Annotated in this window: 24 protein-coding genes and 2 tRNA genes; 6 read left to right on the plus strand and 20 right to left on the minus strand. The window is 72.1% G+C overall.

All coding sequences use genetic code 11. The features are described 5' to 3' along the window. Window positions 1-38: 38 nt before the first annotated feature. The 3 genes from QQZ14_RS10320 to QQZ14_RS10330 form a co-directional block, all read right to left on the minus strand. Window positions 39-1694 carry a GTPase gene (locus QQZ14_RS10320; protein ID WP_284534186.1) on the minus strand — a complete coding sequence of 552 codons (1656 nt, stop codon included), beginning with the start codon at window positions 1692-1694 and terminating at the stop codon, window positions 39-41. A 73-nt stretch (window positions 1695-1767) separates the two neighbouring features. Further along, window positions 1768-3495 (minus strand): dynamin family protein, encoded by a 1728-nt coding sequence (locus QQZ14_RS10325; protein ID WP_284534187.1) that lies wholly within the window; start codon window positions 3493-3495, stop codon window positions 1768-1770. Further along, window positions 3492-4625 (minus strand): PrsW family intramembrane metalloprotease, encoded by a 1134-nt coding sequence (locus tag QQZ14_RS10330; protein ID WP_284534188.1) that lies wholly within the window; start codon window positions 4623-4625, stop codon window positions 3492-3494. The genes QQZ14_RS10325 and QQZ14_RS10330 overlap by 4 nt, the downstream gene beginning before the upstream one ends. A gap of 80 nt (window positions 4626-4705) precedes the next feature. Between QQZ14_RS10330 and QQZ14_RS10335 the strand changes: the two genes are divergently transcribed. Both QQZ14_RS10335 and QQZ14_RS10340 read left to right on the plus strand, forming a co-directional pair. Beyond that, a complete protein-coding gene (locus QQZ14_RS10335; protein WP_284534189.1) occupies window positions 4706-6160 on the plus strand; it encodes an aminopeptidase P family protein in 1455 nt (484 codons plus the stop codon). Between the two features lie 111 nt (window positions 6161-6271). Continuing rightward, window positions 6272-6345, plus strand: a tRNA-Arg gene (locus QQZ14_RS10340). An 18-nt stretch (window positions 6346-6363) separates the two neighbouring features. Here the strand turns inward: QQZ14_RS10340 and QQZ14_RS10345 are convergent. The 6 genes from QQZ14_RS10345 to QQZ14_RS10370 form a co-directional block, all read right to left on the minus strand. Continuing rightward, the gene (locus QQZ14_RS10345; protein ID WP_284534190.1) at window positions 6364-6540 is read right to left on the minus strand and encodes a hypothetical protein; all 177 of its coding nucleotides are present in this window, start codon (window positions 6538-6540) and stop codon (window positions 6364-6366) included. Window positions 6541-6574: 34 nt separating this feature from the next. Then, the gene (locus QQZ14_RS10350) at window positions 6575-7228 is read right to left on the minus strand and encodes a response regulator transcription factor (RefSeq protein ID WP_284534191.1); all 654 of its coding nucleotides are present in this window, start codon (window positions 7226-7228) and stop codon (window positions 6575-6577) included. A gap of 127 nt (window positions 7229-7355) precedes the next feature. After that, complete coding sequence (locus QQZ14_RS10355) at window positions 7356-8435, minus strand: adenosine deaminase (protein ID WP_284534192.1); 1080 nt, start codon at window positions 8433-8435, stop codon at window positions 7356-7358. A 13-nt stretch (window positions 8436-8448) separates the two neighbouring features. Continuing rightward, window positions 8449-8712: a hypothetical protein gene (locus tag QQZ14_RS10360; RefSeq protein WP_284534193.1), complete on the minus strand. Its 264-nt coding sequence runs from the start codon at window positions 8710-8712 to the stop codon at window positions 8449-8451. 46 nt (window positions 8713-8758) lie between these two features. Then, entirely contained in the window at window positions 8759-9493 is a 735-nt protein-coding gene (locus QQZ14_RS10365; protein ID WP_284534194.1) for a DsbA family protein, read from the minus strand. Then, entirely contained in the window at window positions 9493-9966 is a 474-nt protein-coding gene (locus QQZ14_RS10370) for a MauE/DoxX family redox-associated membrane protein (RefSeq protein WP_284534195.1), read from the minus strand. The genes QQZ14_RS10365 and QQZ14_RS10370 overlap by 1 nt, the downstream gene beginning before the upstream one ends. 129 nt (window positions 9967-10095) lie before the next feature. Here QQZ14_RS10370 and orn point away from each other — a divergent pair, with 129 nt between their 5' ends. Both orn and QQZ14_RS10380 read left to right on the plus strand, forming a co-directional pair. Further along, entirely contained in the window at window positions 10096-10776 is a 681-nt protein-coding gene (gene orn / locus QQZ14_RS10375; RefSeq protein ID WP_284534196.1) for an oligoribonuclease, read from the plus strand. Window positions 10777-10820: 44 nt separating this feature from the next. Beyond that, window positions 10821-10896: transfer RNA gene (locus QQZ14_RS10380), tRNA-His, on the plus strand. A gap of 72 nt (window positions 10897-10968) precedes the next feature. Here QQZ14_RS10380 and QQZ14_RS10385 read toward each other — a convergent pair. The 4 genes from QQZ14_RS10385 to QQZ14_RS10400 all read right to left on the minus strand — a co-directional run bounded on the left by QQZ14_RS10385 (window position 10969) and on the right by QQZ14_RS10400 (window position 14420). Beyond that, window positions 10969-11634 (minus strand): vitamin K epoxide reductase family protein, encoded by a 666-nt coding sequence (locus QQZ14_RS10385; RefSeq protein ID WP_284534197.1) that lies wholly within the window; start codon window positions 11632-11634, stop codon window positions 10969-10971. Next, window positions 11631-12395 carry a DsbA family protein gene (locus QQZ14_RS10390; protein ID WP_284534198.1) on the minus strand — a complete coding sequence of 255 codons (765 nt, stop codon included), beginning with the start codon at window positions 12393-12395 and terminating at the stop codon, window positions 11631-11633. Before QQZ14_RS10390 ends, QQZ14_RS10385 begins: the two co-directional genes overlap by 4 nt. A gap of 214 nt (window positions 12396-12609) precedes the next feature. Beyond that, window positions 12610-13716, minus strand: coding sequence for a sensor histidine kinase (locus QQZ14_RS10395; protein ID WP_284534199.1), 1107 nt, complete (start codon window positions 13714-13716; stop codon window positions 12610-12612). Further along, a complete protein-coding gene (locus QQZ14_RS10400; RefSeq protein WP_446740486.1) occupies window positions 13713-14420 on the minus strand; it encodes a response regulator in 708 nt (235 codons plus the stop codon). Before QQZ14_RS10400 ends, QQZ14_RS10395 begins: the two co-directional genes overlap by 4 nt. 167 nt (window positions 14421-14587) lie before the next feature. On the opposite strand from QQZ14_RS10400, the gene QQZ14_RS10405 reads away from it, so the two are divergent. Next, a complete protein-coding gene (locus QQZ14_RS10405; protein ID WP_284534201.1) occupies window positions 14588-15187 on the plus strand; it encodes a DUF305 domain-containing protein in 600 nt (199 codons plus the stop codon). A gap of 107 nt (window positions 15188-15294) precedes the next feature. Here QQZ14_RS10405 and QQZ14_RS10410 read toward each other — a convergent pair whose 3' ends face one another. From QQZ14_RS10410 to QQZ14_RS10435, 6 genes are read right to left on the minus strand one after another with little or no spacing between them, the layout of a single operon-like run. After that, a complete protein-coding gene (locus QQZ14_RS10410; RefSeq protein ID WP_284534202.1) occupies window positions 15295-15747 on the minus strand; it encodes a hemerythrin domain-containing protein in 453 nt (150 codons plus the stop codon). Beyond that, window positions 15740-16468, minus strand: coding sequence for a respiratory nitrate reductase subunit gamma (narI, locus tag QQZ14_RS10415; protein WP_284534203.1), 729 nt, complete (start codon window positions 16466-16468; stop codon window positions 15740-15742). Before narI ends, QQZ14_RS10410 begins: the two co-directional genes overlap by 8 nt. 2 nt (window positions 16469-16470) lie before the next feature. Beyond that, window positions 16471-17205 (minus strand): nitrate reductase molybdenum cofactor assembly chaperone, encoded by a 735-nt coding sequence (gene narJ, locus QQZ14_RS10420; RefSeq protein WP_284534204.1) that lies wholly within the window; start codon window positions 17203-17205, stop codon window positions 16471-16473. Beyond that, window positions 17195-18862: a nitrate reductase subunit beta gene (narH, locus tag QQZ14_RS10425; RefSeq protein ID WP_284534205.1), complete on the minus strand. Its 1668-nt coding sequence runs from the start codon at window positions 18860-18862 to the stop codon at window positions 17195-17197. The genes narJ and narH overlap by 11 nt, the downstream gene beginning before the upstream one ends. Beyond that, complete coding sequence (locus QQZ14_RS10430; protein ID WP_284534552.1) at window positions 18862-22575, minus strand: nitrate reductase subunit alpha; 3714 nt, start codon at window positions 22573-22575, stop codon at window positions 18862-18864. Before QQZ14_RS10430 ends, narH begins: the two co-directional genes overlap by 1 nt. Before the next feature lie 2 nt (window positions 22576-22577). After that, a complete protein-coding gene (locus QQZ14_RS10435; RefSeq protein WP_284534206.1) occupies window positions 22578-23819 on the minus strand; it encodes a nitrate/nitrite transporter in 1242 nt (413 codons plus the stop codon). Window positions 23820-23960: 141 nt separating this feature from the next. Between QQZ14_RS10435 and QQZ14_RS10440 the strand changes: the two genes are divergently transcribed. Then, entirely contained in the window at window positions 23961-24629 is a 669-nt protein-coding gene (locus tag QQZ14_RS10440) for a helix-turn-helix transcriptional regulator (protein WP_284534553.1), read from the plus strand. Window positions 24630-24643: 14 nt separating this feature from the next. Here the strand turns inward: QQZ14_RS10440 and QQZ14_RS10445 are convergent, their stop codons facing one another. Beyond that, on the minus strand, window positions 24644-25060 hold the full coding sequence (locus QQZ14_RS10445; RefSeq protein ID WP_284534207.1) for a hypothetical protein: 417 nt from the start codon (window positions 25058-25060) through the stop codon (window positions 24644-24646). Between the last annotated feature and the right edge of the window lie 65 nt (window positions 25061-25125).

Consider the following 25125-nt stretch of genomic DNA (forward strand, 5'->3'; position numbering starts at 1 on the left):
GTGGACGGGAGGCGGGCCCGGCCCCGCCGTCTGGAGGGTCAGGCCAGCGCGCGACTGAGCCCGTTGCGTACGGCGGTGTACGCCGCGAGCTCGATCTCCACCTGGTCGACCACGAGCTCGTGCGAGACCTCGGCGACCGCTCCGCGCAGCCGATGGTCGGCCTCGTCGGCCCGTGCGCGGGCGGTGCGGGCCACCAGGAGCCGGCAGACGAGCCCGAGCACGAGCCCGAGGACGATGCCACCGACCAGCAGCACGAGCGCCAGCGCGACGCCGGCGACCTGCGGGGTGTCGGCGTCCTGGAGCTTGCCGGAGCCGGCGAGCACGCCGGTCCACACCAGCCCGGCGAGGCTGGCGAGCACGAGCAGCCACTGGACCACGCGCACGAGCCCGGCCCAGAACGGCAGCCGGCCGGCCTCGATGGCGGCCGAGGCGAGTGCGGCGTCGAGCCGGTCGCCCAGCTCGTCGAGCCGTGACACCGAGGCGCGCTGGACGGCCTCGACCCACGGGGTCGCCAGGCCGCTGGAGACGTCGTCGGCCAGGGTCCGCACCTCCGTGTCGACCCGGGCCCGCTGCACCTGGGCGACCTGGGGGGCCGAGGACCGGCCCTTGCCGGTGAGCTGGCGGCCGTCCGCGCCGAGGTCGAGATCGAGGTGCCGCAACGGGTCGGGCTTGATCCCGGACAGCCAGCCGACCACCGGCCACGCGGTGGCCCGGCCGATCCGCATCCGGGTCGACCGCTCGACGGCGTCCACGATCGTGGGCACCCCGGCGGCCTCCGCGAACGCCTCGTCGAGGGCGCTGACCCGCTCCGGGGACAGCACCCGGGTCGGTGCGTCACCGGCCGCCTCGGACATCTGCAGCGCGGCGGCGCGCACGTCGGCGTCGATCCGGGCCCGCGTCGACTGCTTCTCCGCGGCCCGGCGGGCGATCTCGGCCCGCAGCTCCGCGATCCCGATGCCCTGGCGCGCACTGACCGGCAGCACGGGCACCCGGTCGAGCCCGTCGGCGTCGAGGAGGCGGCGTACGTCGTCGAGCATCGACTGGCGCCGCTCCTCGGGCACCGTGTCGATGTGGTTGAGCACGACCAGCATCACGTCCTGGTGGTCGGCGGACGGCGCGAGGTAGCGGTCGTGGATCGCGGCGTCGGCGTACTTCTGCGGGTCGAGCACCCACACCAGCAGGTCGGCCAGCCCGACCAGGCGGTCGACCTCGAGGTGGTGGGCGACCTCGGTGGAGTCGTGGTCGGGCAGGTCGAGGAGCACGACCCCGTCGAGCTCGGAGTCGGCGCCCCGGCGACCGGAGTCGAGCATCGAGTCGCGGGTGGTCTGGTGCCGCGGCGGGATGCCGAGCCACTCCAGCAGCTCCTCCGCGCCGTCGCGGCCCCACACGCAGGCCGACGCCCACGACGTGGTCGGGCGGCGCACCCCGACGGCGGAGAGCTCCAGGCCGGTCAGGGCGTTGAACGTCGAGGACTTGCCGGAGCCCGTCGCCCCACCGATGGCGACCACCGTGTGCGTCGCCGAGAGCCGCAGTCTCCCGGTCGCACGGTCGATGACCGCCTGCGCGTGGTCGACCACGGAGTCGTCGAGACGGCCCCGCGCCGCGTACGTCGCCGCGTCGAGGCCCTCGATGCGGGCGCCGATGTCGGTACCACGGGTGACCAGCTTCTTGGCCCCTTCGAGCAAGGACGTCATGTTCTCCCTCGACCCGCCAACGGCCGGGTCCAGCGGTGGGACAGTGCACCCCCCACCCTAGGGGGTCGGGTGCTCACCTCGTGGGCTCGGCTGCCGACCTGGCCTGCTCGAACCTGCGGTCGTCGACACGCCGCGACGCGGCACGCAACTGGTCGGGCGCGTCGGCCGGCACGTCCAGCTCGTCGAGTACGGCGGTGAAGCGGACCCGCTCGGCCTCGGCGAGCATCCGCAGCCGCCGCTCGAGCGAGGCGCCGGCGTGCTCGACCATCGCGTCCACCGCACCGGTCCCGAAGACCGCGTCGAGCAGGACGCGGCCCAGGTCGTCGGCCACCGGGCTGCGGCGCCTGAACGTCACGACCATGAGCGCGACCCCGAGCCCGTGCACCCCGTAGGCGAGGAAGCGGGCACTGGTGCGCTTGTCGCCGCCCTCGGAGCGGATCAGCCCGAGCACCTCCTCCTGCCAGGCGCGGACCTCGGACTCGGCCCGGCGCCGAATGTCCGGGCCGGCGCGCCGCAGGTCGTCGCGTCCCTCGAGCAGGCCGGGACCGCCCTCGACCGCCTCCCAGGCGGCGTGGACCCGTCCGGCGGCGGACTCGGCGTGGTCGACCACCAGCGCCTCCGCGGCGGCCTCGACGGCCAGCAGCACCCGGTCGGCCTGCTGCGGGGTGCCCTTGACGGCGCTGACCACCCGGTCGCGCAGCCGGCCGACCCGCTGGTCGAGGGTGCGCAGCAGCTCGCCGGTGCCGATCAGCTCCTGCCACCGCGCCAGCACCTCGCCGCGCAGCAGCGTGCCGTCACCGGACTCGGCGACGAGCCGCTCGGTGGCGTCGTCGTACGCCGCCGCCACGGGTGAGCGCAGCTGGGCGAGCGCCTCGAGCTGCGCGGCGGCGGCGTCGGCGACCAGATAGGTCTGCCGGCCCAGGGTGCGGATGGTCCCGTCGAGGGTCTGCCGCACGACCAGGCCGCGGGCGTCGACGTCGCCGGCGAGCGAGGCCAGCCATCCGCGGATGTCGGCGACCTCGGCGGCGTCGAGCAGCCCGTCCTCGGAGATCGGCGCCTCGTTGACGGTGAACAGCGGCGAGTCCTTCAGCCCGCGGCTGGCGAGCATCCGGGCGAGGTGGGCCGCCACCGTCTGGACGGCGTCGGCCGGGGTGCGGTCGAGCACGATCGCGACGGAGGTCGAGCGCTCCGCGGCCTGCCGGAGGTAGTCCCACGGGACCTGGTCGGAGTAGCGCGCGGCCGAGGTCACGAACAGCCACAGGTCGGCTGCCGCGAGCAGCTGCGCCGCGATGGTGCGGTTGTGCTCCTCGACCGAGTCCACGTCGGGGGCGTCGAGGATGGCCAGCCCCTCGGGCACGGTGTCGGACGCGACGAGCTGCAGGGCATGGGGGTCGTCGGTCGCGTGGTCGGTGCGGACCAGGTCGGGCAGCAGCCGGTCCTGGCCGAACCAGCGGGCGTCGTCGGGGTGGTGCACGAGGACGGGCGACCGGGTCGTGGGCCGCAGCAGGCCGGAGGCGGTGACCCGGCGTCCGACGAGGGAGTTGACCAGCGTGGACTTGCCCGCGCCGGTGGAGCCGCCGACGACGACCAGGAGCGGCGCGTCGACGGACATCTGCCGCGGGATGACGTAGTCCTCGAGCTGGTCGATCATCTGCTGCCGCGCCAGACGACGCTCCTCGACCCCGGGCACGTCCAGCGGCAGCCGGGCGGCCTGCAGGGCACCGCGCAGCTGCACCAGGGCGGTGAGCATCCGGGTGTCCAGCCGGTCGGGGTGCTCGCCCTCGTCGCGGGAGAGAGTCATCTGGTGGGTACCACCTGTCCGGGGAAGGCGATCGACGGCCGGAGGGCCGCGATGCGCTGGAGGAACTGCTGACCGCGCGCCGCGTAGTCCGGCGGCGGGGTCCCGCGCAGGAAGCGGTAGTGGAGGAACCCGAGCTCGATCGCCGCCTGCTGGTACTCGCGCATCACCCGCTCGGCCGGGCGACCGCCCAGCTGGCGAGCGTACGCGCGGCTGCGGCGGCGGGCCCCGAGATCGACCACCCAGCCGATGTCGGTGGCCGGCACCAGGCCGCGGCGCGCCGCGTCGCTGAGCGCCGCGACGAGCACCCGCCGCTCCGAGCTGCGCACCCACACCGCGAGGCCCGCCAGCGCGACGAAGGCGGGCGCCATCAGCACGACGTACGCGATCGCGAAGCTGTCGAAGCCGTAGACCGTCGAGGTGTTCCACACCGCGTGAGCGACCACAGCACAGGCGTACCCGCCCAGTGGCCACAGGATGCGGGCGGGGTGGCTGCGGGCGTTGACCGCCAGCCCGACCCCGATGCCGGTGAACGCGGTGAACAGCGGGTGGGCGAACGGGCTGAACAGGCAGCGCACCACGAACGTCGCGGTCAGCGCCTCGGTCCCGCCGGGACCGGCACCGTCGGTGCCGTTGTACGCCGCAGCCAGGTAGAGGATGTTCTCGGTGAACGCGAAGCCGATGCCGACCATGCCGGCGTAGACGATCCCGTCCAGCACGCCGTCGAGCTCGGCCAGGCGCCACCAGAGCAGGAGCAGCAGGAACAGCCCCTTGCTGGCCTCCTCCGTGATCGGCGCGACGACCGCGAGGCCCTGGTTGTCGGTGAACGAGACCACGAACCCGCCGACGCCCTGGATGAGCAGCGCCGCCGCGGTGGCCACGAAGCAGCCCCACAGCAGCCCCGCCGCGAGCAGGGTCCGAGGCTCCGGCTCGTAGCGGTCCAGCCAGAGGTAGCAGCCCACGAGCGGACCGACCGGGAGCGCGGCGAGCACCGTCGCCAGCGCGAGCGAGCCCGGAGCACCGGAGAGCGCCAGGATCGCGAGGATCCCTAGGGCCCCGAGGCACACCAGCACGGTCACCACGACCGCGAACGCGACCGATGAGGTCGCACGGTCGCGGCGGGCACCAGGCATGGACGGCAGCCTATCGGGGCGCGGCCGCGCGGCCGCTGTCGTGGCGGGGTCGTGGCGCGCCCGCGGCGTAGAGTGGCGGGGTGAGCGAGCTGACCCCGCCCGAGGGCACCGACCCGTCCACCCAGCCGGCTGCCCAGCCGACGGCACCGAAGACCGAGTCGCACGACCCCGCCGTCCCGGCCGCCTACGCCACGTTCATGCGCACCGGATGGGGCGACCGCGAGCTCGACCTGCCGGTCCAGCCCGTCGCCGCCCACGCGGCCCGCCGCCGCGCCCGGCTCGCCGAGGCGTTCCCGGGCGAGCGGCTGGTGCTGCCCGCCGGCACGTTCAAGGTCCGCGCCTACGACACCGACTACCGGTTCCGTGCCGACACCGCCCACACCTACTTCTCCGGCAACCAGACCAGCGACGCCGTGCTCGTGGTCGCCGACGGCGAGTCCGTGCTCTACGCGCGGCCCCGCTCGGCCCGCGACACCGACGAGTTCTTCCGCGACCGGCAGTACGGCGAGCTCTGGGTCGGCCGCCGCCCCTCGCTGAAGGAGATGTCGGACTCGCTCGGCCTCGAGGTCCGCCATCTCGACGACCTGCCCGGCGCCCTCGGCGGCAGCGGCAAGACCCGGGTGCTGCGGGGCGTCTCGGCCGCGGTCGACGGCCTCGTGAGCGCCGACGACGCCCGCGACGCCGAGCTGGCCCGGGTCGCCTCCGAGATGCGGCTGGTCAAGGACGACTGGGAGGTCGAGCAGCTCCAGGAGGCCTGCGACATCACCATGCTGGGGTTCGAGGACTCCGTGCGCGAGTGGGACGAGGTGCTCCGCTACGGCGAGCGCTGGATCGAGGGCACGTTCTTCCGCCGGGCCCGTGCGATGGGCAACGACATCGGCTATGACTCCATCGTCGGAGGCGGGTCGCACGCCACCACGCTGCACTGGATCGACAACACCGGGCCGATCACCCCCGGTGAGCTGGTGCTGCTCGACATGGGCGTGGAGAACCGCTCCCTCTACACCGCCGACGTCACCCGCACGCTGCCGGTCGACGGCCGGTTCACCGACCTGCAGCGCGAGCTCTACGAGCTCGTCCTGGCCGCCCAGGACGCCGGCATCGCCGCCGTACGCCCCGGGGTCGCGTTCCGCTCGACCCACCACGCCGCCATGGAGGTGCTCGCGCACGGCCTCGAGGGCATGGGCCTGCTGCCGGTGTCCGCGGAGGAGGCGCTCGACCCCGAGAGCCGGGTCTACGCGCGCTGGACGCTGCACGGCACGAGCCACATGCTCGGCCTCGACGTCCATGACTGCGGCCAGGCCGCTCCCGAGGCGTACGCCGAGGGCACCCTCGCCGAGGGCATGGTCCTCACGGTCGAGCCGGGCCTGTACTTCCAGGAGGACGACCTCCTGGTGCCCGAGGAGCTGCGCGGCATCGGCATCCGCATCGAGGACGACATCCTCGTCACCGCGGACGGCTCGCGGAACCTCTCCGCCGCCCTGCCGCGTGCGTCGACGGACGTCGAGGAGTGGATGGGCGCGCTGCGCCGTTGAGGTCGCGGCGGTTCCCCGGGACGTCATGCCTGTCGAGGCCCCTAGGCCGCGATGGGTATGACGGCCTGAGACCGACCGACGCTATCCTTGCGCCGGGCCGATCGGGCCCCGGCCCCCGTAGCTCAGCTGGATAGAGCAGCGGCCTTCTAATCCGCCGGTCGCAGGTTCGAGTCCTGCCGGGGGCGCTGGCATTGGACCTCGTATCAGCGGTCCTCGGGGTGGTCCTCCTCGGCGATCGGGCGCTGGTACTGCTCGCGCTCGGCCGGGTCGAAGTCCTCCTGCTCGGGACGGCTCAGCTGCTCCTCCGGCTCCCGGTCGGCCTCGTCGGGGACGGGCCGCTCCTCCTCCACCGGCTGCTTGGTGTGCTCTCGATCTCCCATGGTCGGCCGGTACCCGGCCGGGCCGCCGGCATGCTCAGCGGTCGGAGGCCACGCTGCGCACCCGGTCGGGCGCGAAGCCGTGCGTCATCCCCCAGGCCACGGCCTGGGCGCGCCGGGTGACGTCTATCTTGCGGTACGCCGTGCGGATGTAGGTCTTCACGGAGTTGATCGAGAGGTAGGTCTGGTCGGCGATCTCCTGGTTGCTCAGGCCCTGGGTGATCAGCGCCAGCACCTCGGCCTCGCGGGCGGTCAGGCCGGCCTCTCGCCCGGGCCACTCCCCCGACACGTCGCGGTCGTCGGTCTCGGCGGACGGAGGCGGCGCGACCGTCTCGCCGCGATGGATCGCCTCGATCGCGTCGACCACGGCGCCGGCGCTCAGCGCCTTGGAGACGTAGCCGGCGGCACCATGGCTGATCGCCCGCTCCACCAGGTCCTCCTGCAGGTTCCAGCTGAAGATCGCCACCGGCACCGAGTTGCCGCGCACCAGATCCTCGAGGTCGACCGCGTCGCCCTGCACCTGGCCGAAGGTGTCGTAGAGGATGACGTCCACGTCGCTGAGGACGGGCACCCCCGAGTCGAGCTCGACGACGACGACGCGGTCGTGGTGGGGGGCGAGCATGGCGGCGACCCCGGCGACCACGATCTCGTAGTCGTTGACGATCGCGACTCGGATCGGCGCACTGGACATGGCGTCACCTTATGTCGCCCTCGCCAGCGTCGGCGACCGATCGGCGCGACACGCGCGTCAATCCCGGGCCTGCGCCCCCGCGCGGGATACAAAGGTGTCGGCCCCGCTTGGTATGAGCTCGCGGGGCCTATTCCATTCCTGGACCCGGCGCGGTCCGCGCGGCCGCGGCGTACGCGTCGATCTCGGCGACGACCCGGGCCTTGACCGCCTCGTCGGCGAACGACGCGCGCACCGCCGTCCGCGCCAGCTCCGCCACACCCGCCTCGTCGAGCCCGAGCAGCTCGGCCGCCACCTCGTACTCGCGGTTCAGCGTGGTCCCGAACATCGGCGGGTCGTCGGAGTTGACCGTGACGACCACGCCGGCGTCGCGGAACGCGCGGATCGGGTGCTCGGCGAGCGTCGCGACCGCCCGGGTCGCGATGTTGGACGACGGGCACACCTCGAGCGGGATGCCGCGCTCGGCGAGGTGGGCGAGCAGCGCCGGGTCCTGGGCGGCCGAGGTGCCGTGGCCGATCCGCTCGGCGCCGAGCAGGTCGAGCGCGTGCCAGATCGTCTCGGGGCCGGTCGTCTCGCCGGCGTGGGGGACGCTGTGCAGGCCGGCGGCCCGCGCCGCGTCGAAGTGCGGCTGGAACTGCGGACGCGGGACACCGATCTCGGGTCCGCCGAGCCCGAACCCGACCAGGGCGTCGGTCCGGTGCTCGAGGGCGTACGCCAAGGTGGCGTCGGCCGACGGGACGCCGGCCTCGCCGGGGATGTCGTAGATCCAGCGCAGCAGGAGCCCGAAGTCGCGCTCCACGGCCACCCGGGCGTCCTCGAGGGCCTCGGTGTAGGCCTCGATCGGCATGCCCTTGCCCTCCTCGTGCGGGCGCACGGAGGTGTACGGCGTGCACGTGAGCTCGGCGTACCGCAGGCCCTGGCCGGTCGCCATCTCCCGCCCGATCTCGTGGGTCAGGTAGCGGATGTCCTCGGGCGTCCGGACCAGGTCGACCACGGCGAGGTAGACCTCGACGAAGTGGGCGAAGTCGCGGAACTCGAAGAACCGGCGCAGCGCCTCGGGGTCGCTCGGCACGGTGCCGGGGTGCCGCTCGGCGAGCTCGGAGACGATGCGCGGCGAGGCCGACCCCACGTGGTGGACGTGCAGCTCGGCCTTCGGCAGCCGGGCGATGAACGGGGCCAGGGACGTCTCGGCGGGGGCGCTGATGCTCACCCGCCGGAGTCTGTCAGCGGACGTAGTGGAACCAGAAACCGACGGCGGCCGGCAGCAGCCCGAGCGCCAGCCAGGGCGTCACCGGCGACCGGCCGTTGATCAGCCGCACGCCGGTCATCGCCGCAAGACCGACGACCGCCGCGATCACCAGCAGGCCCGGCTTGGCGCCCGCGCCGTCGGCGACCCCCGCCAGGATGCTCATGCCGCCCGCGAAGATCGTCGCGACGGTCAGCAGCAGGGCCGACATCACCCAGTGCTGCACGCGCTCCACTTGCACGACCCGATCCTCCCAGCCGCCGCCGTCGGCGCGCGACCGGGTCCGGTCACTGCAGCTTGTCGATCAGTTTGGACGCCATCTCGTCCATGGTCCGGCCGTCCTGGAAGACCTTGCCGTCGAGCAGCACCGTGGGGGTGCCGCGCACGCCGGCGTCCTGCGCGGCCGTGGTGGCCGCGGTGACCCAGTCGGCGCCGTCGCCGTCCTCGATGCCCTTGCGTACGGCGGCCTCGTCGGCGCCGGCCTCCACGGCGAGCTTGATCAGGTCGTCGTCGGAGGGGAACGGGCCGGACTCGCTGGGCTGGTGCTCGTAGAGCAGGTCGTGGAGCTTCTTGGCGGCGTCCGGACCCGAGGTGTCGAGCACGACCGCGAACACGGCCGCGGACCGGGCGGAGTAGTCGCCGATGCTGGACAGCAGGTTGTAGGGCCGGTACTCGACCTGCACCTTGCCGTCCGCGGCGAGCTGGGCGAGGTCCGTCCGCGAGGCCTTCTCGAGCTCTCCGCAGTAGGGGCAGAGGAAGTCCTCGTAGATCACGACCTCGTGCGGCGCGTCCGCGGGCCCGATCGTCAGGCCGTAGTCCCCGCTACCGGCGTCGGGAGCAGCCACGTCGTCGGAGGTGTCCAGTCCACGGGCGAGGAAGTAGCCGCCGAGGACGATGACGAGCAGGGCGACGACCACGCCGCCCACCATCAGGTTGCGCCGGCGGCGCTCCTGCTGCTGCAGCTCACGGACGGCGGCGGCCGCCCGCTCGGTGCGGCCGACGGGGCGGTTCTTCTTCGACATCAGGATCCTTCGAGCTCGGGGGCACGACCGAACAGCAGCCCGTCCAGCGCCACCCGGGTGGACGGCAGCCAGGCGATGAACAGGGAGGCGAGCAGCAGGGCGGCGTCGCGGGCGATCTCCCAGGGGTACTGCGACGTCGCGTCGGGGTCGTAGCCGCCGCCCCCGAAGCACCCGCAGTCGATGCTGATGCCGCGCGCCCACGCCGACGCGATGCCGACGATGAACGCCGCGAACAGCAGCGCGGAGACGATCGCGGACCCGCGGGCGAGCAGGCCGAGCACGAGCGTCGCACCGACCACGATCTCGATGACGGGCAGCAGCTGGCCGACGGGCTGCACCAGCGAGCCCGGGAGCAGCTGGTAGGCCCGGACGGCGTCGACGCTCTGCGCCGGGTCGGGCAGCTTCACGGCTCCGGCCACGATCCACACGGCGCCGGTCACCAGGCGCGCGAGCAGACCCAACCACTCCTTCACGGCCCCGACCCTAGGCCCCGACGCTGAAGGGTTGCTGAGCGGGTGCCGAGCCTGCTGAGCGTGCCCTGGGCATGTACTGGGCGTGTACTGGGCGGCCGCCACGGTCCGGGGCGGGACTAAGGTGGCGGGGTGAACGAACGACTCGTCTGGATCGACTGTGAGATGACGGGCCTGGATCTGCGGGCCGATGCCCTGATCGAGGTCGCGGCGCTGGTCACCGACTTCGACCTCAACGTGCTCGGCGACGGCATCGACCTCGTCGTCAAGCCGCCGGCCGAGGCGCTCGACCAGATGAACGAGTTCGTCCGCGACATGCACGAGAAGTCCGGGCTGCTGGTCGAGCTCGACTCGGGCCTCCCGCTCGACGAGGCCGAGGAGCAGGTGCTGGCCTACATCAGGAAGTTCTGCCCCGACGGGAGCCGGCCGCCGCTGGCCGGCAACACCGTCGCGACCGACCGTGCGTTCCTGGCTCGCGACATGCCGACGCTGGAGACGTTCCTGCACTACCGGATCGTGGACGTGTCCTCGATCAAGGAGCTCTCGCGCCGGTGGTTCCCGCGCGCCTACTTCCAGGCCCCGGCCAAGCGCGGCAACCACCGGGCGCTCGCCGACATCCAGGAGAGCATCGAGGAGCTGCGCTACTACCGCGACGCGGTGTTCGTGCCCTCCCCCGGTCCGGACAGCGACACGGCGCGGGCGATCGCGCTCAAGCACGGCGGCGCGCTGACCGGGCTCGCCGCCGACACCGGGACGGCGCCCGCGGCTGATGCCGGCGCAGGCGCCGGGACCGATTCTGCGGATCGACCGTAGTTCCCCTACACTTTCGGTCGGTCCCGAGCAGTCGGGAACGCATGGTGGGTGTAGCTCAGCTGGTAGAGCACCTGGTTGTGGTCCAGGTGGCCGCGGGTTCAAGTCCCGTCACTCACCCCATGGCCCGCGAGGGCAGTCGAGCCCCTGATCCGCGGCGACGCGGACAGGGGCTCGATCCGTTGGCGGAGCCGGTCAGGCGAAGAGGGCGTCACCGTACTTCAGCACGACGGCGAGCAGCAGCACCAGCAGCCAGACGACCAGGACGATGAGGTCCAGGCCCGACCGGATGAACGACGTCAGGGCGCCCTGGATCCGTCGGGGCAGGCGCAGGTTGTCGTCGCGGATGTTCACGTAGGTCATCTCGAAGAACACCAGCGTGGTCGCGAGCGTGACCAGCAGGCACCAGGGGCAGAGCGCCCCGATGTCGAACATCGCCTCGTAGAAGAGCCAGTAGGCGAACACCAGGCCGACGGTGTAGACGACCTGGGCGGCCACCATGAACCAACGGGGGAACACCACCCTGGCGAGGCTGGCCACGGCGATCGTGATCACGACCGGCTCGGTGACCAGCCCGAGGAACGCGTTGGGGAACCCGAGCAGCGAGGACTGCCAGGAGTTGGCCACGGTCCCGCAGCTGATGACCGCGTTGATGTTGCAGCCGAGGTCGGCGTTCGGGTTCTCCGCGAGCCGCAGCGCGTCGATGGAGAGCACGAACGACGCGACGAGGCTGAGCACCGACGAGATCAGCATCGTCACCCAGACGGCGACGTCGCTGCTGCGGACGCGGTGCAGCCACGGATCCGGGTCGTCGGCCGTGACCTGGTGGTCGGGGTCGGCCAGGTCGTCCCAGTCGGTCACTGGTCGCCCGCGGCGGACTCGATCGCCTGGGTGAGCGGCCCCTTGGTGTAGACGTCGCCGGTGAACACCGCGCCGTCGATCTTGATGGTGGGCGTGCCGTCGATACCGGAGGCGAAGGCCTTCTCGGTCACCGACGCGACCCACCCGTCGTAGGTGCGGTCGGTGAAGCGGTCGATCACGTCGGCCGGTACGCCGGCGTCCTCGGCGATCGTCGCGATCTCGCCGTCGCTGAGACCCTTGCTGCCCTCGGCGGGCTGGTGGGCGTACAGCGCGGCGTGGAAGTCCCACACGCTGTCGGGGGCGCCGTCCGAGACCGTCGCGAACGCGTTCGCGGCGCGGGTGGAGTACTCGGTGCCGCTGGACTGCTGGTCGAGGAACGAGATCGGGCGCAGCTCGACCCGCACCGTGCCGTCCTCGAGCAGGCGGTCGAGCTCGCCGCCGTTCGCCGCCTCGAAGGCGCCGCAGGCCGGGCACATGTAGTCGTAGTAGATCTCGACCGTGACGGGCGCACCGGGCTCGCCGACCGGGACCGCTCCGCTCGCGTTGCCGTTGGCCGGGACCACGACCTTGCCGCTCGCCGCCGGCGGGTCGTCGTCACCCCGCGTCGCCGCCACCACCGCAAGCACGATCGCGACGAGCAGGCCGAGGATGACCAGCACCCCGACCGCCGTGACGATGCGACGCCGCCGGGCCTGCTTGACGGCCGCCTCCTGCTGGGCCTTGCGAAGCTCCTGCGTCCTGACTCGTGCCTGCTTGCTCATGCCGCCCTGCCGCCTTTGCCGTCGTGCTCGATGTCGAACCATCCGCCGGCCGAGGCCGTGGCCGCGTGCCGAGCGGTCGGGAGCCGCGGTGACGGGCACCGGCCCCTTCGAACGATAAGGCGGGCACGGCGCGCTCCCTGTGGGCCTAAGGCCCCTGATCCTCGGGACGATCTTCCCCAGCACCAACAGCCGGCACCACCCCACGGCACGCCGCTCACGCCCCGTCCCCCGGGATCCGGACCCAGAACGTCGACCCGGGGCCGCCGCCCGCGCTCGCGGCGCCGATGGAGCCTCCGTGCGCCTCGACCAGGGCCTTCGCGATGCTCAGGCCGATGCCGCTGCCACCGTGCAGCCGGTCGCGGGCCGTGTCGGCGCGGTAGAAGCGGTCGAAGAGGTGGTCCAGGTGCTCGGGCGCGATCCCGGAGCCGGTGTCGGTGACGGCGTACTCCACGCCCGAGCCGTGCGCGCGGCAGCTGAGCGTGACCAGCCCGCCGGCGGGCGTGTGCCGCAGCGCGTTGTCGAGGAGGTTGCCCAGGACCTGGCCGATCCGGTCCGCGTCGATCCGGACCGCGGCGGGCTCACCCTCGACGTCGACCGCCAGCCCGACGCCCTGGGCCTCGTAGCGGTCCGCGGCCGCGGCCCACGCCGCCCGGGCGACGTCCGCCGCCGGCACCACCGCGCGGTCGACCGTCAGCCGCCCCTCCTCGGCACTGGACACCGCACCGATGTCCTCGGCCAGGCGGCGCAGGCGAGCGGTGCTGGTGCCGATCACCTCGAGCGTGGAGCCGTCGAGGTCGCGCACGCCGTCCTCGACGGCCTCGAGGTGCGCGTCGATCGTGGCCAGCGGGGTGCGCATCTCGTGCGCGAGGTCGGACAGCATCCGCCGGCGTGCGGTCTCGCTGCGCTCGAGCCGGGCGGCGAGGGAGTTGATCGTCTCCGCGAGCGTCGTGAACTCCTCCCCCAGCCCGGGGTCGGAGACCCGCGCCGAGTGCCGGCCGGCGCCGATCTGGCCGGCCACGGTCGTGACGGCGCCGACCGAGCGCTGGACCCGCCGGCTGAAGTAGGCCGAGACGGCGAGTGCGGCCGCGACCGCGATCAGCAACGAGACCGTCAGCCCGACCAGCAGCGCGGACCAGAAGGCCTCCTCGACGTGCTCGGACTCCGAGCCGGTGTGGGCCATGCCGGCCCGCCGCAGGTGGTCGTGGAAGATGCTGGGCGCGACCGCCGAGGACACCAGCCAGGTGGTCAGCGCCATCGCGACCAGCACCAGGCCCTGCGCCAGCATCAGCCTCCCGGCCAGGCCGGTACGCCGGGGGGTCACCCGCCCGCGCCCATCCGGTAGCCGACACCGCGGACGGTCCGGATGAAGCGACCCTCGGCCGCGTCGTCCCCGAGCTTGCGCCGCAGGTGCCCGACGTGGACGTCGACCAGGTGCTCGTCCCCGACCCAGGACGGGCCCCACACCCGCTCGATGAGCTGGCGGCGGCTGAAGGCCTGCTGGGGGCGCTCGGCGAGCGCGGCGAGGACGTCGAACTCGGTACGGGTCAGCGCCACCGGCTCGTCGTCGAGCCACACGTCGCGACCGACCGGGTCGACCACCAGGGGCCCGAACCGCCGCCGGTCCTCGCCTCCCGCCCGGTCGGACCCGCCGACCGGGCGCGGCCGGCGCAGCATCGCCTGCACCCTGGCCATCAGCTCGCGGGGGCTGAACGGCTTCGTGACGTAGTCGTCGGCGCCGACCGAGAGCCCGATCAGCGTGTCCACCTCGTCGCTGCGAGCGGTCAGCATCACGACGTACGCGTCGGAGAACGTGCGCAGCCGACGGCAGACCTCCACGCCGTCGAGGCCGGGCAGCCCGAGGTCGAGCACCACGACGTCGGGGTCGACCTCACCGGCCACGGCCACGGCGCTCGTGCCGTCGTGGCAGGTGGTCACCTCGAACCCGTCGCGCTCGAGGTAGCTGGCCAGGAGCGCCGCCAGCTCGACCTCGTCCTCGACGACCATCGCCCGCCACCCAGCTGCCATGGGCCTCATCGTCGCAGCCCGGGCGCGCTCCGACCGGACGCAACGGCCGTCCCGCGGGTCATCTTCAACAAACCTTCACGCGATCTCCCTGGGGTCGGGGCCGGCCGGCGGGCATCCTGGGAGGCTCCCGACACGCCCGACGACCACCCCGACAACGGAGATCGCCGATGACGAGAAGGATCCTCGCGGCCCTCGCCCTGGCCGTCGCCGCCGCCCTGACGCTGACCGCCTGCGGCGACGAGACCGGCTCCGACGCCACCGAGAGCGGTACGCCGTCGCCGACGTTCAACGACGCCGACGTCGCGTTCGCCCAGCAGATGATCCCCCACCACAAGCAGGCCGTGCTGATGTCCCGGATGGCCGCGACCCACACGAGCAGCGCCGGCGTCCAGCGCCTCGCCGCCGGCATCGAGTCGGCGCAGGGCCCGGAGATCGAGACCATGACGGGCTGGCTCGAGGACTGGGGTGCGGACGTCCCGGACGGGTCGTCGGACCACATGGGCCACGGGATGGACGGCATGCCAGGCATGGACGGGATGCCGGGCATGATGACCGACCGTCAGCTCCGCGCCCTGGGCCGCGCGCGCGGCGGGTCCTGGGACCGGATGTTCCTGCGGATGATGATCGCCCACCACGAGGGCGCGATCGAGATGGCGAACACCGAGATCGAGGAGGGCGAGAACCCCAACGCCGTCGCGCTGGCGGAGCGCATCGTCGAGGCACAGCAGGCCGAGATCGACCAGATGCGGCAGATGCTCAGGTCCTGAGCCCGCACATCCGACGCGTTCCCAAGACCTCGGCGTCAGGCGACCTCTCGTGGCCCCGAGCGCATCGACGACGTCGGCAGGCCGAGATCGAGCAGCGGCGGGACGCCTCAGGTCGTGACCTGAGCACCCTCCGCGGCAGCCACGGTCTCCCATCCGTCCGCACCGAGAGTGACGACCGCGACCGGGAAGATGCCGAGGTTCTCCTTGTCGATGTGCAGCGTGAGGTGGGCCATCAGCTCGTCGACGCGTGCCTCGAGGTCACCGTCGTCGAGACCGAGCTCGGAGATCAGCTCGTCGAAGTCGGCGTGCTCACCCTCGAGCTCGGTGACCGCCTCGGCGAAGTCCCCCTGGTCCTTCAGGGCCTGGAAGAGGCCACGCTCCTCCCGATCCACGTGATGGTCGAGCTCGTGGGCGAAGCGCGCCAGGAGGTCCCAGGCGCCGCGCCGGTCGCCGTCGGCCAGATGGCGCTTGATCTCGCCGCCGAGGTCGAGCAGCGCGAGGTGCTCGTCCATCAGCCGCGCGATCGGCTCCACCCCGCGGCACCCGCAGTGCTCACACACGCGTGCGCTCCCAGCCCCGCCGCGGGCTGTGGCTGCCGAGCTGGTCCTCGCGGCTGCGGTAGACGATGTAGGGGCGCGTGAGGTAGCCGAGCGGGGCGCTGAAGACGTGCACGAGCCGGGTGAACGGCCACAGCGCGAAGATCCCGAAGGCGACCATCGCGTGCAGCTGGAACCCGAGCGGCGCGTCCGCCATCAAGGACGCGTCCGGGTTGAACGCCAGGAAGGAGCGGTACCAGACCGAGACGCCCTCGCGGTAGTTGTACTCACCGCCGATGGTCATGATCGAGCCGGCGATCGTGTTCCACATGCCGAGCACGATCACGGCCGCGAGGAAGGCGTACATCACCTTGTCCATCACGGTCGTGGCCGAGAACACCGGGCCCACGGTGCGGCGCCGATAGATGAGGATCACCATCCCGACCACCGCCATCACGCCGGCGAGCAGACCGCCCGTGACCGCCACGACGTGGTAGGCCTCGTGGCTGATCCCGACCGCGTCGGTCCACGACTGCGGCACCAGCAGGCCGATGATGTGGCCGCCGACCACGCCGAGCATGCCGAAGTGGAACAGCGGCGAGCCCAGCCGCAGCAGCCGGTCCTCGTAGAGCTGGGAGGACCGGGTGGTCCAGCCGAACTTGTCGTAGCGGTAGCGCCAGAAGTGCCCGATCACGAACGTCGCGAGGCACAGGTAGGGCACGATCACCCACAGGAAGGTGTCCATGGTCAGCGTCCTCCGGGGAACGACGGCATCGGCAGCGCGACGGGCGCGTCCGGCTGGGCGGGCTGGGCAGGTCCGGGGTCGAAGCCCGGCGTGGCGTACGGCGTGAGCCCGACCTCCTCCTCCGGCGGTCCCTCGGCGGCCAGCTTGCGCACGGCCTCGACCTCGTCCCCGCGCAGCGGCGGCAGCGTGGCGGTGACCGCCTCGACCGCTCCGGCCCACCGGGAGCCGGCCTCGGCCAGCGACAGACGCAGCAGCTCGAGCCCGGCGCGGTGGTCCAGGATCAGCTGCCGGCCGCTCTCGTGGTCGACGGTGGCGGCGAACTCGAGCACCACGCAGAGGTGGTCGGGCAGCTCGTCGTCGGTGAGCTCGACCCCGGAGGCCAGGTAGGTCTGCTTGAACCGCAGCAGGGCCACCCCGCGCTTGCGGGTGTCGCCGTGGGCGAAGTAGGTGAGGAACAGGTTGTGCCGCCGACGGCTGTCGAACGTGTCGACGTACTCCTCCTCGAGCTCGCCCAACGGGGTGTCCGCGAGCCGGGCGACCGTCGCCCGCAGCGGCTCACCGACCATGCCGGGCAGCTCGTGCGAGGCCCGCCGGACCAGGTCGAGCCGGTCGAGCAGCGCCTGGTCGGGGTAGCCCAGCAGCAGCGACGCGGACTGCCAGGCGACCGTGAGCTGGTCGGGGGTGAGCTCGTGCCCGCGGCGGGTGTCCCGTCCGCGGACCAGGGACCTACGCGCCATCGTCCTGGCCCTCCCCCTCGGAGCGTGGCGGGAACAGGCCCGGGGGCGCGCCCTTGCCGTCCCAGTTGAGCAGGTTGACCCGCGAGGACTTGTCGTTCGGCGAGGCGAGCGTGTCGGAGGTCTGCCGGTCGCGCAGCATCTGGAAGTTCTCGACCGCGATCGGGGTCGGCACCCCCGAGCCCTCACCGAACAGGTCCTGCTGGCCGCCGCCGTACTCGGACACCGCGCACTCGGTGCCCAGCTCCTCGAGCGAGTGCGCCTGCTCGGCGTGCGCCGGCGGGATCACGTAGCGCTCGTCGTACTTCGCGATCGCCAGGAGGCGGTACATGTCGTACATCGCCTCCTCGGTCATGCCGACCGCGGCGGGGATCTCCGGGTTGGGGTCACGACCCATGTTGATGTCGCGCATGTAGGAGCGCATCGCGGCCAGCTGCTTGAGGACCCGGTCGACGGGTGCGACGTCGCCGGCCGTGAACAGCTCGGCGAGGTACTCGACCGGGATCCGCAGCGCGTCGATCGCCGCGAACAGGTTGCCGGTGTCCTCGGCGTCCTCACCGGTGTCGCGGACCACGTCGATGACGGGCGAGAGCGGTGGGATGTACCAGACCATCGGCATCGTGCGGTACTCCGGGTGCAGCGGCAGCGCGACCTTGTACTTGTTGATCAGCGCGTGGATCGGCGAGCGCTGCGCGGCGTCGATCCAGTCCCGCGGGATGCCCGCAGCCTCCGCGGCGCGCACGACCTCGGGGTCGTCGGGGTCGAGCAGGATCGAGCGCTGCGCCTCGTAGAGGTCATGGTCGTCGGGCACCGACGCGGCTTCGAGCACCCGGTCGGCGTCGTAGAGGACCAGCCCGATGTAGCGCAGCCGGCCCACGCAGGTCTCCGCGCAGACGGTCGGCAGCCCGACCTCGATGCGCGGGAAGCAGAACGTGCACTTCTCGGCCTTGCCGGTGCGGTGGTTGAAGTAGACCTTCTTGTAGGGGCAGCCCGAGACGCACATCCGCCAGCCCCGGCACCGGTCCTGGTCGACGAGCACGATGCCGTCCTCGGCGCGCTTGTAGATCGCGCCGCTCGGGCACGACGCCGCGCAGGACGGGTTCAGGCAGTGCTCGCAGATCCGCGGCAGGTAGAACATGAAGGTCTGCTCGAACTCGAACTTCACCTTGTCGGCGATCTTCTTGAGCATCGGGTCGTACTTCTCGGTGGCCTTGGAGCCGCCGAGGTCGTCGTCCCAGTTGGAGGACCACTCGATCTTCATGTTCTTGCCGGTGAGCAGCGACTTGGGCCGGGCCACCGGGGTGTGCTGCTGCGCGGGCGCGTCGGTGAGCGTGGCGTAGTCGTAGGTCCACGGCTCGTAGTAGTCGTTGATCGAGGGCAGCTTGGGGTTGGAGAAGATCGTCGCGAGCTTCTTCAGCCGTCCGCCGGCCTTGAGCTTGAGCCGGCCGCGGCTGTTGAGCTCCCAGCCGCCCTTCCACTCCTCCTGGTCCTCGTAGCGCCGCGGGTAGCCCTGGCCGGGCCGGGTCTCGACGTTGTTGAACCAGACGTACTCCGTGCCGGTGCGGTTGGTCCACGCCTGCTTGCAGGTGACCGAGCAGGTGTGGCACCCGATGCACTTGTCGAGGTTCATCACCATCGCCATCTGAGCCATGACGCGCATCAGTACTGCACCTCCTGGCTGCGCTTGCGGATGATCGTGACCTCGTCGCGTTGGTTGCCAGTGGGCCCGAGATAGTTGAACGCGAAGGACAGCTGGGCGTAGCCGCCGATCACGTGGCTGGGCTTGACCAGGATCCGGGTCAGCGAGTTGTGGATGCCGCCGCGCTTGCCGGACGTCTCGGCCAGGGGCACGTCGATGAGCCGGTCCTGCGCGTGGTGCATGTAGACCGTGCCCTCCGGCATCCGGTGCGACACGATCGCCCGCGCCACGACGACGCCGTTGCGGTTGACCGCCTCGATCCAGTCGTTGTCCTCGACGCCGACCTTGGCGGCGTCCTTGTCCGACATCCAGATCGTCTGCCCGCCCCGTGAGAGCGAGAGCATGAACAGGTTGTCCTGGTACTCCGAGTGGATCGACCACTTGTTGTGGGGCGTGAGGTAGCGGACCGTCACCCCCAGCTCGCCCATCGACCCGATCTCGGGCTCGGCGAACATCTTGCCCATGCTCAGCGGTGGCCGGTAGATCGGCAGGCCCTCCCCGAGCTCGGTCATCCAGTCGTGGTCGAGGTAGAAGTGCTGCCGCCCGGTGAGCGTGTGCCAGGGCTTGAGCCGCTCGACGTTGATCGTGAACGGCGAGTAGCGCCGACCGCCCGACTCCGACCCGGACCACTCCGGGGAGGTGATCACCGGGACCGGCGCCGCCTGGGTGTCGGCGAAGGTGATCTGCTTGCCCTCGTGCTCGGCGGCGAGGTCGTGCAGCAGCGTGCCGGTGCGCTTCTCCAGCGTCTTGAAGCCCTGGGTGGCCAGGTGCCCGTTGGTGGTGCCCGAGAGCGCGAGGATCGCCTCGCACGCGTGCACGTCGCGCTTCAGGGACGGCCGGCCGTCGCCGGGGCCGCCGCGCACCGCACCGTTCTTGGCCCGCAGGTAGTCGATCGACGCGGTGACGTCGTACGTCACGCCCTTGGTGGTGGTGCCGAGCTTGTCGAGCAGCGGACCCAGCGCCTGCATCTGCGCGCCCACCGCGGTGTAGTCGCGCTCGACCTCGACGATCTTGGGCATCGTGACGCCCGGCACCGGCTCGCACTCCCCGTGCTTCCAGTCGCGGACCACGCCGTGGGGGTTGGCCATCGCGTCGGGGGTGTCGTGCAGCAGCGGGACCGCGACGACGTCCTTGCGGGTGTCGAGGTGGCCCGCGGCAAGCTCGCTGAACTTGGTCGCGATCGTCTGGAACGCGTCCCAGTCGGTGCGGGTCTGCCACGGCGGGGCGATCGCGGGGTTGAACGAGTGCACGAACGGGTGCATGTCGGTGGTGTTGAGGTCGTGCTTCTCGTACCAGGTGGCGGCGGGCAGCACGACGTCGGAGAAGATCGTCGTGCTGGTCTGCCGGAAGTCCAGAGTCAGCAGCAGGTCGAGCTTGCCCTCCGGCGCCTCGTCGTGCCAGTCGACCTCCTGGGGCCGCTGGCTCTCCCCCGCCTCGGTGGCGCGCAGCGAGTTGTCGGTGCCGAGCAGGTGCTTGAGAAAGTACTCGTTGCCCTTGCCCGACGAGCCGATCAGGTTGGCCCGCCAGATCGACAGGACCCGCGGGAAGTTCTCCGGCGAGTCGGGGTCCTCGGCGGCGAACCGCAGGTCACCGGACTTGAGCTGGTCGACCACGTGCTCGGCGACCGGCCGACCGGCCGCGGCCGCCTCGTCGGCGAGGTCGAGCGGGTTGCGGTTGAACGTCGGGTACGACGGCATCCAGCCCATCCGCGCGCTCTTCGCGATCACGTCGGCCGTGCTCATCCCGTCGAGCAAGCCGGAGCCGGTCGCGGCCGAGACGGTGTCGGCCGAGAACGTGTCGTAGCGGAACTGGTTGGTGTGGAGGTACCAGTACGCCGTGTGGATCATCTGCCGCGGCGGACGCTTCCAGTCCAGCCCGAAGGCCAGCTGGGCCCACCCGGTCACCGGCCGGCACTTCTCCTGGCCGACGTAGTGCGCCCAGCCGCCGCCGTTGACGCCCTGGCAGCCGGTGAGCGTGGTCAGGCCGAGGAAGCCGCGGTAGATCGTGTCGGAGTGGAACCAGTGGTTGGTGCCCGCTCCCATCAGGATCATCGAGCGGCCCTTGGACTCCTCGGCGTTCTGCGCGAACTCCCGGGCGATCCGGGCCGCCGCCGAGGCCGGGATGCCGGTGATCGGCTCCTGCCAGGCCGGCGTGTACGGCGCGGTCGCGTCGTCGTACGACGTGGCATAGTCGCCGGCGAGGCCGTCGCGGGCCACGCCGTAGTGCGCGAGCATCAGGTCGAAGACGGTCGTCACGAGGGTCTCGCCGACCCGGCGCACCGGGACCCCGCGGGGCAGGCTGCCCGGCGAGCCGTCGACGTTGTCGAAGCGCGGCAGCTCCACGAGTACGCTCTCCGCGCCGGGCTCGTGCAGGGTCAGGCGCGGGTCGACCTCGCCGAGGTCGAGGTTCCACTGGCCCATGCCGGCGTCGCCGAACCGGTGGCCCAACGAGCCGTTGGGCACCACGAGGTCGCCCGTGACGGAGTCGACCAGCACGGTCTTGAAGTGCGCGTTCTCCTCCGCCGCGCGCTGAGCCCCATCCTGGGGAGGGAGGTCGGCGGCGGTGAGGAACTTGCCGGCGCGGTAGGTGCCCGGCTCGCCGCCGGGCTCGAGCGCCACGAGGTAGGGCAGGTCGGTGAACTTCTTGGTGTACTCGGTGAAGTACGGCGTCTGCCGGTCGACGAAGAACTCCTTGAGCACGACGTGCCCCATCGCCATCGCCAGCGCACCGTCGGTGCCCGGCGAGATCGCCAGCCACTCGTCGGCGAACTTCACGTTGTCGGCGTAGTCGGGCGAGACCGCGACGACCTTCTGGCCGCGGTAGCGGGCCTCGGTCATCCAGTGCGCGTCGGGCGTGCGGGTGACCGGCACGTTCGAGCCCCACATGATCAGGTAGCCGGCGTCCCACCAGTCGCCGGACTCGGGCACGTCGGTCTGGTCGCCGAACACCTGGGGCGAGGCGACCGGCAGGTCGGCGTACCAGTCGTAGAAGCTCAGCATCGAGCCGCCGATCAGCGACGTGAACCGGGCGCCCGACGCGTGGGAGACCATCGACATCGCGGGGATCGGCGAGAACCCGGCGACCCGGTCGGGCCCCCACTTCTTGATCGTGTGCACGTAGGCGGCGGCGATCATCTCGGTCGCCTCCTCCCAGCTCGCGCGGACCAGGCCGCCCTTGCCGCGGGCGGCCTTGTAGGCCTTGGCACGCTGCGGGTTGTCGACCACGTGCGCCCACGCGGCGACCGGGTCACCGTGCTGCGCCTTGGCCTCGCGGTACATCTGCAGCAGCACGCCGCGGATGTAGGGGTAGCGGATCCGCGTCGGCGAGTAGGTGTACCAGGAGAACGCCGCGCCGCGGGGGCAGCCGCGGGGCTCGTACTCCGGCTTGTCCGGGCCCACCGACGGGTAGTCGGTCTGCTGGGTCTCCCAGGTGATGATCCCGTCCTTGACGTAGACCTTCCACGAGCAGGAGCCGGTGCAGTTGACCCCGTGCGTGGAGCGCACGACCTTGTCGTGGCTCCACCGGTCCCGGTAGAAGTCGTCGGCCCCCCGGCCGCCCTTCTTGGTCAGCGTGCGCAGGTCGTCGGAGACGGTCCCCCGGGTGAAGTAGCGGCGACTTCTGACCAGCGCATCACTGAGCTTGCCATCGAGTCCGGGCTGGGACGTGTCCTCGATCGTCACGCAGGGGTCCTCTCGGAGTTGTGATGGTCGGCCGCGGTCCGCCGGACCACGGTCAGGGTGAGCACGAGCGTGAGAGCGGCCGTGATCGACAGCATCCAGAGGCCGATCGCGTAGGAGTCGGTGCGGCCGTAGACGTAGCCCATGATCAGCGGCGGCACGAAGCCGCCGAGCCCACCGGCGGCACCGACCAGGCCGGTCACGCCACCGACGCGGGCCGGCTCGGTGACCAGGGCGATCAGCGCGAAGGTGGCGCCGCTTCCGGAGCCGAGCGCGGCGGCCATCGCCAGGAACGCGACCGTGCCCACCCCGTCGAGCGGCGGGGTGCCCGCGGAGATCGCGGCGCAGACCACCACGACACCGTAACCCCCGGCGAGCACCGGGATCGCACCGAACCGGTCGGAGAGCCAGCCGCCGATCGGACGCATGATCACCGCGACCACGACGAAGCCGGCCATCCGGTTGGACGCGTCGGCCGGGGTGAGGCCGTGGGCGGTCTTGAGGTACGCCGGCAGGTACACCGAGAACGCGACGTACCCGCCGAACGCGACCGCGTAGAGGATGCAGGCCTGCCAGGTGATCCGCAGCTTGGAGTTCGCGACCAGACGGGTGCCGAGGGAGGTGGTGGGCGCCGTGCGACCGGGCGCGTCGCGCAGGATCAGCCACGAGGCCACCGCATAGACCGCGAGCACGGCGGCGGTGATCAGGAACGGCGCGGTGTCGTCGATGTTCTTGTAGAGCTTGACCGTGGTCAGCGCGCTGATCGCGGTGCCGCCCATGCCGGCCCCGAAGATGCCGACCGCCAGGCCGCGCTTCTCGGGCGGGAACCAGGCATTGACGAACGGGACCCCGACCGCGAAGGCGGTGCCGGCGATGCCGAGGAAGAACCCGCCGACCAGGATCAGCGCGTAGGAGTCGAGCGCAACGAAGGCCAGGAACAGGATGGGCACGATCGTGACCGCCGAGATCAGCGGGAACATCACGCGCCCGCCGTACTTGTCGGTCAGCGCACCGACCAGGATCCGGCCGAGCGAGCCGACGACGACCGGCACGGCCACCATCAGGGCGACGTCGGACTCACTGAGGTCCCCGACCCGTCCGTTGTCGCGGAACAGTGGCCCGAGCGGGCTGATCAGTGCCCAGGCCCAGAAGTTCACGGCGAACCCGATGGTCGCCATCACCAGCATCGTCCACGGGTTGCCGGCGGTGGTCCGCTCGACTTCTCGGCTGTGCTCCGTCATGGTCACAACCGTCCTCCCGAGATCATGTTGCCGACCACACTGTCCGAAAAAGCTGGCGTTGCCAACCGAGGCACCTCCGACTCGTCGACCACCGGCGGCGGTCGTAGAGAGGGTTTTACTACACTCGGCTCCGTGGAAAACATGGGCCGTAGGTCATCAGCCCTCGGCCCGCGCCCGGGGAGCGGTCATCCGCCCCTCTCCCCGTCGCGCCGGGCCATCCTGGGACACCTCCGCGACCAGCCCCAGCCGCTCACCCTGGGCGCACTGGTCCAGATCACCGGGCTGCACCCCAACACCGTCCGCGAGCACCTCGACGCGCTCGTGCGCCGGGGTCTGGTACGCCGCACCAGCGGCCTGCCGCGCGGCCGCGGCCGGCCGGCGCACCTCTACGAGCACGCCGAGTACGGGCACGGCGAGTACGCCCGGCTGGCGGTGGCCCTCGCGGACGCCCTGGAGCGCAGCAGCAGCGAGCCGGCCCTCCACGCCGCCACCGTCGGCGAGGAGTGGGGCCGCGAGCTGGCGCGGGAGCGGCGTACCGCCACAACCTCGCCCACCGACGCCCGCGAACAGGTGATCGGGCTGCTCGACGACCTCGGCTTCGAGCCGCGTCCGGGCGAGCAGGAGAGCGAGGTGCTGCTCACCCGCTGCCCGCTGCTGGAGGCCGCCCACCGCTCACCGGGCATCGTGTGCGGCATCCACCTCGGGATCGTCCGCGGGATGCTCGCCGAGCAGGGCGCCGACCCGGAGGGCAGCGCGCTCGAGCCGTTCGCCGCGCCCGGCTCGTGCCGGCTCGTGGTCCCTCCGGTCTGAGAGGTCGCTCCCGGTCAGTCGTTGAAGCGCTTGCAGTGGCCGGCGAGCCGGCTGCTCGCGGCGTCGAAGGCCTCCAGGTCGGGCCCGCCCGAGCCGGATTCCTCGGCGGTCCGCCGCGCGTCGACCGAGGTCCGCACCACGGCGAGGTCGGCGGCGAGCGACGCGGGCGCACGGCCTGCGGCGTCTGCCAGAGCGCTGACGAGCTCCTCGGCACCGGCCGGCCCCTCGGCGGACGGCGAGCCGTGCACGAGCTCGATCGCGCGCGGCATCAGCTGGGCCGGCGGGTGGTAGAGCTCCGCGCACGCCGCTCGGAGCGTCACGGGCTCGGGTGCGGGGGTGGTGGGGTCGACACCCGCGCCGCCCCCACCGTCCGACCCGCACCCGGCGAGCACGCTCGAGACCAGCATGAGTCCGGCGAGCGGTCGACGCATGCCCCCACTGTCGCCCATCGGTGCGAGCCGGTCGACACCCCGCCTCGTGCGCGTCAGGTCGCCGT

It is taken from the genome of Nocardioides sp. T2.26MG-1 (assembly GCF_950101795.1).
GTDB lineage: Bacteria > Actinomycetota > Actinomycetes > Propionibacteriales > Nocardioidaceae > Nocardioides.